Source organism: Type-E symbiont of Plautia stali (assembly GCF_059731115.1).
In genome coordinates this window covers 2,228,037-2,244,062 of the sequence record NZ_AP035906.1, presented here as the reverse complement: position 1 = coordinate 2,244,062, position 16,026 = coordinate 2,228,037, and the positions used below count along the sequence as shown (strand labels likewise).

Here is a 16,026-nt window from a genome sequence, read left to right as displayed (position 1 = left end):
TTCCTCCGGGGAAATGCTGAGCAGGCGGTATCTCATTATTTTAGCAACAGTATTCAACCTCCTGCGTTAGCACAAGATGCAAACCAAATATATTTTTGTTTTCACTAAAGAATGGCACGAAAAAGCCCCGAAAATCGGGGCTTAAAAATGTCAGCAAGGACACTTGCCGAGCTTGCCTGCCTGGCTGGGAAAACGGGCCTCTAGGCAGTAGCGATGAAAGGCTCGCTCATCCATCGGCGTTTGCCCGGGATGGTGCTCACGCATATGCTTCAGATAAGTTTGATAGTCGTGAACGCCAACCATTAAGCGAAAACTTTGCTTCAATCCCTGCCATATTTGTTGCCAGCGATTAAGAGTTTGCCCGGTGGCCTGGGGTGCGATCGGTAAGCAATGCTGAATGTGCCAGACACCAATCGGTTTTTTCCAGCGATGAATGGACTCAGACATTCCGCACCTCCTTACGCAGGGAGACTTCGGATTCATGGGTGGTAGGTACCTGACTGCCCAGGGCACGGCGAATAACAAAGAACGCTGCAATCAACATGGTGACGGCCACCAGCATAAAGAAGCCACACAGGGCCGCGTTAATTTGATTGCTAAATACGATAGTTTGCATGTCCGCCACGGTTTTCGCCGGAGCGATAATCACCCCCTCATCAATTCCTTTACGGAACTTGTTGGCTTGCGCAAGGAAGCCAATGGAGGGCTTCTCGTGGAAAATCTTCTGCCAACCGGCGGTCATGGAGGTCACAAACAGCCAGGCGGTCGGTAAAATCGTCACCCACGCGTAACGCTGTTTCTTCATTTTGAACAGCACCACGGTGCCGAGAATCAACGCCATTGAGGCCAGCATCTGGTTGCCAATGCCAAACAGCGGCCAAAGGGTATTGATACCGCCCAGCGGATCGACGACACCCTGGTAGACAAAGAAGCCCCATCCGGCTACGGCCACCGTGGTGCCCGCCATATTGCCCAGCCAGGAACGGTTGTTGGCCATCGAAGGCACAACTGTACCCACCAAATCCTGCACCATAAAGCGACAGGCGCGGGTACCGGCATCGACCGCCGTCAGGATGAACAGCGCTTCAAACAGGATGGCGAAGTGATACCAGAACGCCATCATCACCCGGCTGTTAAATACCTCGGTGATGATGTGCGCCATCCCCACGGCGAAGGTTGGTGCGCCACCGGCCCGCGAGAGGACAGTACTTTCACCCACATCGCGCGCGATACCGCTCAGCATCTCCGGCGTCACGACAAAGCCCCAGCCGTTAATCACCTGTGAGGCACTTTCCACCGTCGTACCAATCAGCGCGGCAGGGGCGTTCATGGCAAAATAGACGCCCGGATCGAGCACCGAGGCACAGATCAGCGCCATGATCGCCACAAAGGATTCCATCAGCATCGCACCATAGCCGATGAATCGGATATGACTTTCACGTTCCACCAGTTTTGGCGTGGTGCCACTGGAGACCAGCGCATGGAAACCGGAGATGGCGCCACAGGCGATAGTGATAAACAGGAACGGGAACAGCGCACCCGAGAACACCGGACCGCTACCGTCTATAAATTTGGTCACTGCCGGCATCTTTAGTTCCGGCATTGCAAACACAATGCCAATTGCCAGACCAATGATGACGCCGATCTTCAGGAAAGTTGACAGGTAATCACGCGGAGCCAGCAACAGCCACACCGGCAGCGATGAAGCGACAAAGCCATAGATCACCAGCACCCAGGTCAGTTCGGTGCCTTTCAGTGTGAACAGCGGTCCCCAATAAGGATCGGCAGCCACATCGCCACCGTAAATGATCGCCGCCATCATCAGCACAAAGCCGATAATCGACACTTCAGCGATCTTGCCGGGGCGCAGATAGCGCATATACACGCCCATAAACAGCGCGATTGGAATGGTTGCGGCGATGGTAAACAGTCCCCACGGACTGTTGGCTAACGCTTTCACCACCACCAGCGCCAGCGCTGACAGGATGATGATCATCACGCCAAGCGCACCGAGCATGGTGACCACGCCCGCAAACGAACCCAGCTCCTGACGTGCCATTTCACCCAACGAGCGACCATCACGACGGGTAGAGATGAACAGGATCAAGAAATCCTGCACCGCACCAGCCAGCATCACGCCAACCAAAATCCAGATGGTGCCAGGCAGAAAGCCCATTTGCGCCGCGAGGATTGGGCCAACCAGCGGACCGGCACCAGCAATCGCCGCAAAGTGGTGGCCGAACAGTACCCATTTATTGGTCGGCACATAATCGAGACCATCATTCAGCCGCTCGGCAGGCGTGCGGCGACGGTCATCCAGTTCGAAAATACGTTCAGCGATAAACAGACTGTAGAAGCGATACGCAATGCTATAGCAGGCAACGGACGCAATAACCAGCCAGACGGCGTTGACGTGTTCGCCACGGCTGAGCGCCAGCATGGCAAACGCACCCGCACCAATTAACGCCACCACTAACCAGATCAATCCGGTTTTGACGTTGTTCATGAGTTAACTCCTTGTAGAGACCGGGAAAATAGGCGATCGGATACAACAAGTTAAAAGTAATGTAATGAATTGTTAACGACAGGGAATCGAATCAGAAGTGTGAAGCGGAAGGCAAATTTAACATCAGATAAAACTTAGGGGGAAAAATGCGGGATAACGGCTGTTATCCCGCAGATATTCATGCTCAGGCAGCCGGGCGCGCCACCACGCTACGGGTTTCCATACGCACTTCGGCGATGGTCACGTCGATAATGTCGGTCACGCGATAAGCGACTTCGCCTTTGATCTGCACGGTGCCGCTCTCTTGTGAGCAGACCAGCTCATCACGCACCGCGTGGATGAACGGGGCAGGGATAAAGGCAACGGCGCCGTTCTCCAGCAGACGTACGCGCATACCACCACGAGACACATCGATGATCTCGGCGCTGAATTTGCGATCGGTCCCGGCAGAGGGCGCGAGGAAGCGCGCATACAGCCAGTCACCCACATCACGTTCGGCCATGCGGTTCAGGCGACGACGCTCACTCATAATGGTGGTGAACTCGTCTTTTGGACGCGCAATGCTGTCGCCGCGCACAATCGCTTTCAACAGGCGATGGTTGATCATATCGCCGAATTTACGAATCGGCGATGTCCAGGTTGCATAGGCTTCGAGACCCAGACCAAAGTGCGGACCCGGTTCGGTGCCGACTTCAGCGAAGCTCTGGAAGCGACGAATGCGGCTGTCGAGGTACTGCGTTGGCTGGGCATCCAGTTGACGACGCAGCTGTCGGAAACCTTCCAGCGTGGTGATCGCCTGAGGATCCACGGTAATACCGTGACCGGCCAGCACACCAGCAGCTTGCTCTGCGTTTGCCAGATCGAAGCCGGTGTGCAGGTTATAGATACCGAAGCCCAGCTTCTCCTGCAGCACTTTGGCCGCGCAGACGTTAGCCAGAATCATCGACTCTTCAACGATGCGGTTGGCGATGCGGCGCGGCTCAGAAATGATATCCAGCACTTCACCTTTTTCACCTAGCACAAAGCGGTAATCAGGGCGATCTTTGAACACCAGCGCGTGAGTTTGACGCCACTCGCTGCGCGCCAGACACACACGATGCAACAAGCGAATCTGCCCGGCGATCGCCTCATTCTCTGGCTGCCAGCTACCGGCGTTTTCCAGCCAGTCTGACACTTCGTCATAGACCAGCTTGGCTTTAGATTCGATCCAGGCCGCAAAGAAATGCACTTCACCCGTTACGCTGCCGTCTGCCGTGAGCGTCACGCGACAGGCCAGCGCTGGACGACGCACATTTGGGCGCAGCGAACAGATGTCATCAGACAGTTCGCGCGGCAGCATAGGGATGTTGAAGCCAGGCAAATAGTTGGTGAAGGCGCGCTTTGAAGCCAGCTTATCCAGATCGCTGCCTTCCGCTACGTAAGCGGTCGGATCGGCAATCGCGATGGTTAGCTGCAGATTGCCGTCAGCCTGCTCTTCAACATACAGCGCATCATCCATATCTTCGGTGCTGGCGCTGTCGATGGTGACGAAGTTGAGCGCGGTAAGGTCTTCGCGCTGCAAGTGCTCATCCAGCATTTCGCCGAAGCCAACGTTCGGGGCTTCGCGCTCCAGATTATGGCGCGACAGGGTGACCCACCACGGCGCAAGATGATCGTCCGCAGTGACAATGAATTCGGTCAGTTCAGCATAGAATCCGCGATCGCCTTTCAGCGGATGGCGGCGCATTTCAGCCACGGCCCAGTCGCCATTCTGAAAATCATGGGTGACGTCACGGGCAGCGCGGCACTGGATCGCCTCTTTCAGCAGTGGATGGTCAGGTACAATCGACAAACGATCGTCCTTCTTCTGCACGCGGCCCACAAAGCGGGTCAGGAACGGCTCAATCAGGGTTTCCGGCTCGGCGCTCTCGCGATCTTTATCAGTGTGGATCACCGCAGAAATACGGTCACCGTGCATCACTTTTTTCATCTGCGGAGGGGGAATGAAGTAGCTTTTTTGGGCATCGACTTCGAGGAAGCCAAAGCCTTTTTCCGTGCCTTTCACAACACCTTCGGCGCGCGGAGTTTGCGCGTGAAGCTTCTCTTTCAGCTGCGCGAGCAGCGGGTTATCCTGGAACATAATGTATTTAGTTTCGTGGCCTAAGAGCGGTGGACAGTTTTACGCGAATCAGGGGCGCGCGGCAAGGCCAAAACAGGCTAAAAAGCCGCATTACGCGGCTTTTTACCTTCTGATAACGCTGACGACTCAGGCGATACGTTGGGTCGGTACAGCGGCGGTTAACGCCAGTTTTACCGGCACCGATTTCGAGGTCGGCGTCCCGCTGCCGTCACCATAGCTGGAGAGCGGCACCAGCGGGTTGGTTTCCGGATAATAGGCCGCGAGATTACCGCGCGGAATGTTATACGGCACCAGCTTAAAGCCACTCACACGGCGCGTCAGGCCATCATTCCACAGCGTTTCGATATCCACCAGCTGGCCTTCGCTGAAGCCGAGTGATGCCATGTCATCCGGGTGGATAAACACCACTTCACGCTGACCATACACGCCACGATAACGGTCATCGAGGCCGTAAATGGTGGTGTTGTACTGGTCATGCGAACGCAGGGTTTGCAACGTGAACGGCACCTCCACTTCGCTGCCCAGCTGTGGGAACAGCGAGGTTGGCAAGGCTGCCGCGCTGAACTCCGCCCGTTTGCTTGGCGTATTGAAACGCAACTCCGCCGCGGCGCTACCCAGGTAGAATCCGCCCGGAATATCACACTTGTTATTAAAGTCGGCAAAGCCAGGAATAGTGGCACCAATGTGATCGCGGATCACGTTGTAATCATCGGCCATGCCCAGCCAGTCAATCTTGTCACTGCCCAGCGTGGCGTGTGCAATACCGGCCACAATCGCGGTTTCGGAGCGCTGGGTATCTGCCAGTGGAATGCCCACACCTTCTGAGGCGTGTACCATGCTGAAAGAGTCTTCAACGGTGATGAACTGGTTACCGCTGGCCTGACGATCGCGCTCAGTACGGCCGAGCGTCGGCAGAATCAAACCTTCGTGGCCCGGCACCAGATGGCTGCGATTGAGTTTGGTGCTGATGTGCACGGTCAGACCGCAATGCTGAAGCGCTTCCTCTGTCACCGGGGAATCGGGTGCGGCAGCCGCAAGGTTGCCGCCCAGGGCGATCAGCACTTTCACTTCATCACGCAGCATCGCGCCAAGCGCTTCAACGGTGTTATGACCGTGTTCACGCGGCGGTTCGAAGCCGAAATGCGCGCCCAAGGCATCAAGGAACGGCTTATTGGGTTTCTCATCGATCCCCATGGTGCGGTTCCCCTGCACGTTACTGTGGCCGCGCACCGGACAAAGGCCAGCGCCTTTTTTACCCAGCTGTCCAAACAGCAGTTGCAGGTTGGTTATCTCACGCACCGTATCAACGGAGTGTTTATGCTGAGTCACGCCCATTGCCCAGGTAATGATGACACGCTCAGCGCTCTGGTAGATCGCGGCCGCTTCCCGAATCTGCGCTTCGCTCAGGCCGGATTGACGCACGATATCGTCCCAGCGCGTGTTATCCACGGCAGCCAGATAGCTCTCAATGCCATGGGTGTTGGCGTCGATAAATTCTTGATCAAAGATGCCTGGTTCACCCGCAGCTAAACGCTCGCGTTGCACTTGCAGCAGAGTTTTCACCATGCCGCGAATCGCTGCCATATCGCCGCCGAGATTGGGCTGATAATAGGCAGAACTAATGGTTCCCGCCATGGAGGTGACGACTTCCAGTGGTTTCTGCGGGTCGGCAAAACGTTCTAACCCACGCTCGCGCAGTGTGTTGAACGTCACAATTTTCGCACCGTGATCGGCTGCGTGGCGCAGGCTGTGCAGCATACGTGGATGGTTAGTGCCCGGATTTTGACCAATAACAAAAATCGCATTGGCGTGGTCAAAATCATCGAGACGAATGGTGCCTTTCCCGACGCCGATGCTGCGCTTCAAGCCGGTGCCGCTGGCTTCGTGGCACATATTGGAACAGTCAGGGAAGTTATTGGTGCCCATCACGCGGCCGAAAAGCTGATAGAGCCATGAGGCTTCGTTACTGGCGCGACCGGAAGTGTAAAGCTCCATCTGGTCGGGATGATCCATCGCCTTAAGATGACGGGCGATCATCGCCAACGCATCGTCCCAGCTGATCGGTTCATAGTGATCGGTGGCGCTGTTATAGCGCATCGGATGCGTCAGGCGTCCCTGATACTCCAGGAAATAGTCGCTCTGTTGATACAGGGTGCTCACGCTGTGTTGAGCGAAAAACTCGGGCTCCACCACACGGCGGGTCGCTTCCCAGGTCACGGCTTTCGCGCCGTTCTCACAGAAGCTGAAGGTGCTCTTGTTGTCATCACCCCATGCACAACCCGGGCAGTCAAAGCCACGCGCTTTGTTCATGCGCATCAAATTGCGCATGTTTTTCAGCGCAGCTTTACTATCAAGGACGAAACGGGTGGTAGCTTCCAAAGAGCCCCAGCCGCCAGCAGCGGCACGATAAGGCTGAATTTTACGTTTAAATTTCATAGTCGTTGCAGGCTTATTGTTTATGAATTGTTATCAGAATATGACTTCTGTTGTGAGGAAGTGTGCGACTGACAGCAAAAGTTGTCTAATTGATTGGTTTAATGGTGCGATAGGCGGCGTTTATCGCGATCAAACAGTCAGAAGCGTGATGTGGTTCAAACTTTACCTGCTGGCAGGACAGCGTCGCGACGTGACAATCCAATAACTGGCTAATAATTGCTCTTTCAATTGATGAAAGGGCGCGCACCATGAAGAATCTTGCCAGCCAAATTCACGCCTTCGGTAAAGCCTTAATGATGCCGATCTCCGTTATTGCCGCCGCCGGGATTTTTCTCGGGCTGGCTGCGGCGATGCAGAACCCCGCCGTCACCGGTGATGCCTTTGCCAATATGCAGGTGCCACAACTGATTATTGGTTTTATCCGCAAAGTGGCGGCGGCCTTATTTGCCAATCTGCCCGTGTTCTTCGCCGTAGCCAGCGCCATTGGTCTGGCGAAAGCGGAGAAGCCTACTGCGGCTTTTGCGGCAGTCATTGGCTATGTCGTGATGAATGTGGGCATCAGTGCTACGCTGGCGGCCAAAGGGCTGACGGCGGCCACCACGACCCCAGAAGCCTTACAGCAAGCAGGCCTGGATCAAACCACGGCGATGATGACTTCGGCAGAGTACATCGAGATGCTGGGCATCTTTACTTACAACATGAGTGTGCTTGGCGGCGTGATTGCCGGGCTAGTCACCGTGGCACTGCATAATCGCTTTTACACGCAACCATTGCCGACGGCGATTAGCTTTTTCGGCGGGCGGCGCTTTGTCCCCATCGTCACCGTTATCGTCTTGCCGCTGATTGGCGTGCTGCTGGCCTTGATCTGGCCCACGATCGGCGAAGGCATTGCCTGGGTCGGCAAGATGATTGGGAAAAGCGGCCAGTACGGCGCGTTTCTGCTGGGAACCGGCGAACGTCTGCTTATCCCGACTGGCTTGCACCATATCCTCAATGAAACAGTGCGTTTCACCCCTATCGGTGGCATGGCGACGGTGGACGGGCAAACCATTGTTGGTGCACTGAATATCTTCAACACTTCGCTCACCAACCCAGGCGCTATACCTGATGAGACGGTGCGCAGTGCCACCCAATTCCTGGCTCAGGGTAAAATCCCGGTGATGATGTTCGGCTTGCCTGCTGCTGCACTGGCGATCTACCACACCGCGCGTCCGGAGCATAAACAGCGGGTTAAAGCGCTGGTGATGGCAGGTGCGTTGACCTCCTTCACCACCGGCATCACTGAACCGCTGGAGTTCTGTTTTATCTTCGTATCACCGGTGCTCTACATCCTGCATGCGTTATTGACCGGACTGTCATTTATGCTGATGTCGATGCTGCATTTAATGATCGGCAACGTGCAGGGCGGCGCCATCGATCTGGTGGTGTTCGGTATTCTCGGCGGCAGTAAAACCCAATGGTGGTGGACGGTAGCGCTGGGGGTGATTTATGCGCCGATCTACTATTACGGCTTCCGTTTTGTCATAACGCGCATGCAAGTGGAAACGCCGGGGCGTGAATCAGATGAGGAGCCGCAAACCGCGCAGGTGACAGCGGATGAACGCACTCAGGTGATCATCAGCGGGTTGGGCGGCGAGGCCAATATAGAGGACGTCGATTGCTGTTTCACACGCCTGCGGGTACGCGTGAAAGAGATGAAAGAGGTGGTGGATCAAACGCTGCTGACTACCGGAGCTAACGGGATTAACCGTGTCAGCGATCACGATGTGCAGGTGATTTACGGTCCGCAGGTGGAGAAAATTGCTAACGAAGTAAAAAGTGCATTAGGCGTGGCGTAACACACTTAGTTATCATGCTAATAATAAAATGAGCAATCAATGTTAAATGCAGTTTGCCCTAATTTGCGAAGATGCATTTGCCCCTTCAAGAGCTAAGCCATTAAGAGTGCCGGAGATAAGCGCCGGGTGGGGCATCAACTTTCCACCGAAGGCTGCCGTTGGGCGGCCTTCGTGCTTTTTGTGCCGTGAACAGGATAAAGCGGTGCGGGTTTGCTACCATAGCGCGATCGTGACTTTAAGGTGGATGCCAAAATCGACATCAAGCAATTGATATATCTCTGTAATTTAGAGCGTGAGCGCCATTTTGGCCGCGCGGCAGAGGCCAGTTTTGTCAGTCAGCCGACCTTATCGATGCGGTTAAAAAACCTTGAGCGCGAACTGGGTTTATCGCTGATTAATCGCAGCAACAACTTCGATGGCTTTACGCCGGAAGGGGAACGGGTGCTGACCTGGGCGCGTGAGATCGTGTCGGTTTACTCGGGACTGAAGCTGGAAGTCGAGTCGCTGAAGCATGGCGTCAACGGCACGCTGCGACTCGGTGTGATGCCACAGTGTAGTGTCGCCTTGCCGGCGTTATTAAAAGCGGTTGAAACACGTTATCCGCAGCTGGATTATCGCGTCTCCGCCATGAGTGCGGACCAACTGCTGGAGGCACTCAATAGCCATACGGTGGACGGCGGGATTGGCTTCTTCGAGCTCACCGCTCTGCGAGAACTACACTTTCAGACCGCGCTGTTAAAAGATCCCGGCGTGGAGGCGATTTTTAATCCTCAGCACTTCCCAGATTTACTTCAACACGACACGGTTTCACTTGCGCAACTGGCGCAGCTTCCGCTGTGCCTTGCGGAACCCACGCGCTATTTCCGTCGTTACGTGGATAGCCAACTGCGCGAAACCGGTTTGCTACCACGAGTGATTGTGGAAAGTGCCTCGATTATGCAGCTATTACAGAGCGCGCAGGTGGGATTAGGCGTGATGGTGTCGCCGCGCGGACATTTACTGCCGGAAATGCTGCAAAATGTGGCGCGGAGGCCGATTGCGATGGCACCCATGGGACGCCAGGCCGCGTTGGTGGTTGCCGAGCCGGGCAGGGCATCGCCGCTGGCTCAACATTTCTTTGACGAAGCGCGGCGCCATCTGCCGGATTAACGCGTTTCACCCAGCGCCATCCCTAACCGATCCTGCCAGCTGGCAAACGCCACTGCTTGCAACAGTGTGAAAATGCGCTCGGTTCCCCATCCCGCATTCAGCAATGGCTGCAGGTGTGCTGCGCTAAACCGCTCTGGTATGCGAACCAGCTGAGCGGTAACGCCAATTAACGGCTGCGCTTCGCCCGCTTTATCCACATCTGCAAGCAAAACTTCGCGCTGACTGCCGGCATGACGTGCGAACTGGCGCTGACAGCCCAGGATGCGCGCACTGGTTGCCAGCGCCAATGCGGTTTCCTCGTCATGATTTTCGCTGATGCGCTGTTGCAGGGTTGCCCAGCCATACAACGCCTGCGCATCATGCACCAGCAACCAAATCGCATCGTCTAAACCTTCTATACCCTGACAAAAGGTCATCGCCGCCAGTTGATCGGCGCTGGCATAGCGCAATTCAACCGGCTTAAGTGCGTGCTGCCATGCAACGTCACGGGCAAAGAACGTGACATCAGCATCCGCTGGCGGTGTTACGCCGGGTATCCAGCGCACCGGCAAGCCCATCAGAGCCTGCAGTGCCGCGACCACTCGCGCCTGATAGCTGACAAATCCCACCAGTTGATTGAGGGTGACAATATCCGGCTCAGTGAGCCCGACGGCATCCAGTGCGCTAATGCTCCCGGCGTTAATCAGTGCCGGTTGCATTGCCAGCTGACGCGCGTACTGGGTGATTTGTGTCAGGCGATTGTTGCTCTCACGCGATGAATCCGGCCCCGGCAGCGGATTGAGTCGTGCAGAGTAGTGATTACACAGACGCTGCACCCCCGCAACCTGCGCCACCGTCAACGCGGTACTGAGACGATCGTAGAGCGTTAAGGTATGGGTTAATGAGTTGCTGAGACTATCCGGCAGCAAAATCTGGCTGAGATCGCGCGCTGCCAGCAACGCCGGCTGGAAGCGAGTGAACAGCGGCTGCAGTGCAGTGGCTTCCTGCTGCAGACCCAATAAAAAACGATCTTCGATGTAAGCGGCTTCGGGCACTAATGGCGCAGTGGCCTGGGTGTGCGGGCGAGTCTGGCTTTCATAAAACCAGTGGTCATGGCCGGGAGAACGGCGTTGTTCCATGGTCATTCCTTGCGCAAAAAACGGTCTGGGTACGCGACGGGCAAATCTGAAAAGCGCATCGCCACCAAAAGGCTAGCTTATCGTCGCTGAAGCACTGGCTGTGGCAAAAGAATGAAGGGGAATAATTAAGATCGAATGAATCTATACGCCTGAAAATTCAAGCGGTAGCTAGCAGGGAGAGGTGAGTTTGCGGGAGAAATCAGTCGAAAGTGAACAGGGCGAAAATCGGCGAAGACAGCCGAGACTTCGCTAAGAAAAAAGGCGAGCACCCGGCTCGCCTTCAGAACTTATTTCAGTTCCAGCTCGTTCATCGCGGCAATGCTGAAGCCGCCATCAACGTGTACCACTTCACCAGTGATACCACCCGCCAGGTCAGAGCACAGGAAGGCCGCAGAGTTACCCACGTCTTCGATGGTGACAGTACGGCGAATTGGAGTAACAGCTTCACAGTGAGCCAGCATCTTACGGAAATCTTTGATGCCTGATGCTGCCAGAGTACGGATTGGACCCGCGGATACGGCGTTAACACGCGTACCTTCAGGACCCATCGCGTTCGCCATATAACGTACGTTGGCTTCCAGAGACGCTTTAGCCAGACCCATCACGTTGTAGTTCGGGATCGCGCGCTCTGCACCCAGGTAAGACAGGGTCAGCAGGGCTGAGTTCGGGTTCAGCATCGCACGGCACTCTTTTGCCATCGCCACGAAGCTGTAGGCAGAGATGTCGTGAGCGATTTTGAAGCCTTCACGGGTCACGGCGTTCACGTAGTCACCATCCAGCTGATCGCCAGGTGCGAAACCGATTGAGTGAACGAAACCGTCAAATTTTGGCCAGGTTTTTGCCAGTTCGGTGAACAGCGCAGTGATGCTCTCGTCTTCTGCCACATCGCACGGCAGAACAATGTCAGAACCCAAATCTTTAGCGAACTCTTCCACACGACTTTTCAATTTGTCGTTCTGGTAGGTGAAAGCCAGTTCTGCGCCCTGTTTGTGCATCGCCTGTGCAATACCGTAGGCAATGGAGAGTTTACTGGCAACGCCAGTAATCAGAATGCGCTTACCGGAAAGAAAACCCATAGCTGTAATCCTTATGGTCATTGTTGTTGGCGGTCGCAATGATTAAATAGTAGGCGACCGACGTTAATCGACGTGCGGATTCTAGCACGTCTCTCTCAAATGCGGTAAATCGCACCGCGTTTTCGCGATGTGATGATCAATTAACGAACTTTTCGCCAGGCTTCGGCGGTTAAGGCTTCGCCAAAGTGGCTGGTGATCAGGCGTTTGGTGAGGTCGTGCAGCGGCGAGGCCAGCACATCTGCTGTGCCGCCACGTTCCACCACTTCGCCCTGATGCATCACCAGCACCTGATCGCTAATGTGCTTCATCATGCCGATATGTTGCGTCACATAAATATAGGCGATGCCGTGCTTCTCCTGCAGTTCCAGCATCAGATTCACCAACTGGGAACGCATGGTCATGTCCAGTGAGGCGAGGGCTTCATCGGCGACAATCACCTTCGGCTGCAGGATGAGTGCGCGAGCCAGCGCCAGACGCTGTTTCTGGCCGGGGGCCAGCATATGCGGATAGTAACCGGCGTGATCGCGCAGCAAACCCACCTGGCGCAGTGTGGCAATAATGCGCTTCTCTCGCGCTTCATCATCCAGTTCGGTATTCAGGCGCAGCGGGAAATCGAGGATCTGACTGACGCGCTGGCGCGGATTAAGCGAGGTCGAAGGATCCTGAAAAATCATGCGAATACGCTGGCTACGATAACCGTAATCGCCATACTCCAGCGGATGATCATCAATCAGCATCTCGCCATCGGTGGGTTCCACCATCCCGCTCAGCATCTTGGCCAGCGTCGATTTACCTGAACCGTTTTCACCTATCACCGCCAGCGTCTGTTTCTCACGCAGGGTGAAACTCACGCCTTTCACCGCCTCAACATGTTGTCGGCGAAACAGACCGGTGCGATAGCGATAGGTTTTACTCAGGTTGCGCACTTCCAGCAGCGTTTCCATGCTCATTGCCCCTCCACATTTAACGGGAAGTGACAGGCAAACAGGTGGGATTTAGTGCCGGTGAGGCGCGGCGTCTCAATGCATTTACGCTGCGCATACGGGCAACGCGGGCCCAGACGACAGCCAATCGGTAAATGCTCCAGTGAGGGAATCGCGCCGGAAAGTGTGTTCAGGCGGCTTTTATGCGGTAGCGCACTGCCAAAGTCGGGCATCGCGCGGATCAGCGCCTGGGTATAGGGATGATGCGGCGTATCCATTAAATCTTCACTCTGCGCGGTTTCAACGGTCTGACCGCAGTACATCACGTTGATGCGATCGGCCCACTGGCTCATGGTGCGCAGATCATGGCTGATCAGCAAAATCGTGGTGTTGTTATTTTGGTTGAGGCGGCTTAGCAAGCGGAATATTTGTGCCTGCGTGGTGGGCTCCATGGCGTTAGTTGGTTCATCGGCGATCAGCAGACGCGGCTGATTGGCCAGTGCGATGGCGATCATCACCTTCTGACATTCACCTTCCGTCAACTCATACGGGAAACTGCGCATGATGTCTTTGTGATCTTTAATGCCCACGCGGTGCAACAGTTCGATGGCGCGCGCTTTGCGCCAGAACCACAAACGCTGATACCAGCGGCCTTTAAAGGTCCAGCGCGGAATAGCCTGCATCAACTGGCGGCCAATACTTTCTGAAGGATCCAGACAGGATTGGGGTTCCTGGAAAATCATCGACACGTTATGGCCGACAATACGACGTCGTTCGCGCGGCGACAGGCGAAGTAAATCGACATCGTCGAACACCATGCGATCGGCGGTGACGCGCCAGTTATCTTTGGTTACACCACAAATCGCCTTGGCAATCAGACTTTTGCCAGAACCAGATTCACCCACCAGCCCACGCACTTCACCTTCACTGAGTGTCAGGTTAATGCGATCAACGGCCTTCACCGGACCTTCTGAGGTCATGAACTCGATAGTGAGATTGCGAATATCCAGTAACGGCATTATTCAGCTCCCGCTTCTACAGCGCGACGGATGCCATCGCCCAGCAGGTTAATGATCAACACACTGACCATCAGCGCGACGCCGGGCAGCATCACGGTCCAGGGCGCGACATAAATCAGCTCCAGCGCATCGCCCAGCATCGCTCCCCATTCCGGTGAGGGCAGTTGCGCCCCTAAATCGAGGAAACCGAGCGCGGCAATGTCGAGAATGGCCATGGATAGCGAACGGGTAAATTCACTTACCAGCAGTGGCAACACGTTTGGCAGCACCGCGTTCCACAGAATATTCAGGTTACGCGCGCCGTCCAGACGCAGCGCCACCACATACTCTTTTTCCATCTCATTATGTACCGCAGTATAGATCTCACGCACCAGACGCGGGATGATCGCCAGCAAAACGGCCAGCATGGCGTGTTCAAGACGCGGGCCTAAAAAGGCCACCACGATAATCGCCAGCAGTAGCGACGGAATGGAGAGCAAAGTATCCAGCACGTGATTCATCACGGCAGAGCGTAAACCATGAGTAATGCCCGCCAGAATGCCGAGAATCAGCGCGCAGATTGCGGCCAACACCGTGACCAGCAGGGCCGAGCCCACGGTCGGAGCCACACCGCTTAGTAGGCGACTGAGCACATCGCGGCCCAAATCGTCGGTGCCGAGGAAGAAGGAGACATCCCCATAGCGCGACCAGGAGGGCGGCAACAGTTGATAACCAAGGAATTGCTGGTCGATGCCGTAAGGCGACAGCAAGCCGCCAAACAGGCACAGGAACAGCAGGGCGCCGAAACCGTACAACCCAATCATGCCACTGGTATCACGATAAAAACGCTGCCAGAACAGACGAAACGGGCTGGGCAGCCGCTTCTCTGCATAGATATCATCGTAAGGCATACCATTCCTTGTGTTTCAACGGATTAAGCGCCGCACCCAGAATATCTGACAGCACGCTGACCAGAATCACCAAACCGCCGACCACCATCACACCGGCAGAGATGGCCGCATAATCCTGCTGACGAATGGCGTTGATCAACCAGCGGCCAATGCCCGGCCAGTTGAACACCACTTCCGTAATCATCGCCAGCGTCAGCATGGTAGAAAACTGCAAACCCAGACGCGGGATGACGGGCGGCAGCGCGTTGTGCAGCACATGGCGGCGAATCACGGTGAAGCGAGATAATCCGCGCGTGGCTGCCGCTTTCACATAGTTTTTATCCATGACATCGCTAGTGCTGCTGCGCAGTAAACGAATGACCTCGGTGGTTGGCGCGACCGCCAGGACCACCACCGGCAAAATCATATGAGTCAGGGCACTCATCAACATCTCATGGCGCCACGGTGAAGGACTCAGCCAGGCATCAATCAGTGCAAAGCCGGTCACGTTTTGTACCGGGTAGAGCAGATCAAAGCGTCCGGAAACCGGCAACCAGCCCAGTGTCAGGGAGAAGAACAGGGTGAACAGCAGTGCCAGCCAGAACACCGGCATCGAGAAACCGAGCAGTGCCAGTGCGCTGATGGCTTTATCCTGCCATTTTTTGCGCATCACACCCGCGCAAATTCCCAGCGGAATACCCACCAGCAGCGCCAGCATGAAGGCCAGAATGCAAAGCTCCAGCGTGGCGGGGAACACCTCGCGCAGTTGCAGGTCGATCAGCTGGCCGTTGGTGCTGGAAACACCGAAGTCAAATTGCAGCAGGCCTTTAAACCAGAACCACCAGGCATCGAACAGTGAGGCACCTTCCAGCGGCGCATTCGGCGTAAAGTAGCTAAGGCTGAAACTCACCAGCGACAATAAAAACAGGGTGATCAGCAGCAACAGCAGGCGACGCAATATATAGATGATCAT

Annotated in this window: 12 protein-coding genes; 2 read left to right on the top strand and 10 right to left on the bottom strand. The window is 55.4% G+C overall.

What is annotated here, in order from left to right:
* Positions 1-150: 150 nt before the first annotated feature.
* The 4 genes from AC6I8L_RS10260 to AC6I8L_RS10245 all read right to left on the bottom strand — a co-directional run bounded on the left by AC6I8L_RS10260 (position 151) and on the right by AC6I8L_RS10245 (position 7,061).
* A complete protein-coding gene (locus AC6I8L_RS10260) occupies positions 151-447 on the bottom strand; it encodes a YbdD/YjiX family protein (protein ID WP_058959794.1) in 297 nt (98 codons plus the stop codon).
* Positions 440-2,506: a carbon starvation CstA family protein gene (locus AC6I8L_RS10255; RefSeq protein WP_058959793.1), complete on the bottom strand. Its 2,067-nt coding sequence runs from the start codon at positions 2,504-2,506 to the stop codon at positions 440-442. The genes AC6I8L_RS10260 and AC6I8L_RS10255 overlap by 8 nt, the downstream gene beginning before the upstream one ends.
* Before the next feature lie 184 nt (positions 2,507-2,690).
* The gene (locus tag AC6I8L_RS10250) at positions 2,691-4,625 is read right to left on the bottom strand and encodes an exoribonuclease II (RefSeq protein WP_058959792.1); all 1,935 of its coding nucleotides are present in this window, start codon (positions 4,623-4,625) and stop codon (positions 2,691-2,693) included.
* 126 nt (positions 4,626-4,751) lie between these two features.
* The gene (locus tag AC6I8L_RS10245) at positions 4,752-7,061 is read right to left on the bottom strand and encodes an FdhF/YdeP family oxidoreductase (RefSeq protein ID WP_058959791.1); all 2,310 of its coding nucleotides are present in this window, start codon (positions 7,059-7,061) and stop codon (positions 4,752-4,754) included.
* Positions 7,062-7,309: 248 nt separating this feature from the next.
* On the opposite strand from AC6I8L_RS10245, the gene AC6I8L_RS10240 reads away from it, so the two are divergent.
* Positions 7,310-8,899 (top strand): PTS transporter subunit EIIC, encoded by a 1,590-nt coding sequence (locus tag AC6I8L_RS10240; protein ID WP_058959790.1) that lies wholly within the window; start codon positions 7,310-7,312, stop codon positions 8,897-8,899.
* A 252-nt stretch (positions 8,900-9,151) separates the two neighbouring features.
* Entirely contained in the window at positions 9,152-10,048 is an 897-nt protein-coding gene (locus AC6I8L_RS10235) for a LysR family transcriptional regulator (protein ID WP_058959849.1), read from the top strand.
* Here AC6I8L_RS10235 and AC6I8L_RS10230 read toward each other — a convergent pair.
* From AC6I8L_RS10230 to sapB, 6 genes are all read right to left on the bottom strand, one after another.
* A complete protein-coding gene (locus tag AC6I8L_RS10230) occupies positions 10,045-11,166 on the bottom strand; it encodes a CMD domain-containing protein (protein WP_058959789.1) in 1,122 nt (373 codons plus the stop codon). The genes AC6I8L_RS10235 and AC6I8L_RS10230 overlap by 4 nt on opposite strands.
* Positions 11,167-11,453: 287 nt before the next feature.
* On the bottom strand, positions 11,454-12,242 hold the full coding sequence (gene fabI / locus AC6I8L_RS10225) for an enoyl-ACP reductase FabI (protein ID WP_007892455.1): 789 nt from the start codon (positions 12,240-12,242) through the stop codon (positions 11,454-11,456).
* A gap of 140 nt (positions 12,243-12,382) precedes the next feature.
* Positions 12,383-13,186, bottom strand: coding sequence for a putrescine export ABC transporter ATP-binding protein SapF (gene sapF, locus AC6I8L_RS10220; protein ID WP_058959848.1), 804 nt, complete (start codon positions 13,184-13,186; stop codon positions 12,383-12,385).
* Positions 13,187-13,188: 2 nt separating this feature from the next.
* Complete coding sequence (gene sapD, locus AC6I8L_RS10215; protein ID WP_058959788.1) at positions 13,189-14,184, bottom strand: putrescine export ABC transporter ATP-binding protein SapD; 996 nt, start codon at positions 14,182-14,184, stop codon at positions 13,189-13,191.
* Positions 14,184-15,074 carry a putrescine export ABC transporter permease SapC gene (gene sapC, locus AC6I8L_RS10210; protein WP_058959787.1) on the bottom strand — a complete coding sequence of 297 codons (891 nt, stop codon included), beginning with the start codon at positions 15,072-15,074 and terminating at the stop codon, positions 14,184-14,186. Before sapC ends, sapD begins: the two co-directional genes overlap by 1 nt.
* On the bottom strand, positions 15,061-16,026 hold the full coding sequence (gene sapB / locus AC6I8L_RS10205; protein WP_034821411.1) for a putrescine export ABC transporter permease SapB: 966 nt from the start codon (positions 16,024-16,026) through the stop codon (positions 15,061-15,063). Before sapB ends, sapC begins: the two co-directional genes overlap by 14 nt.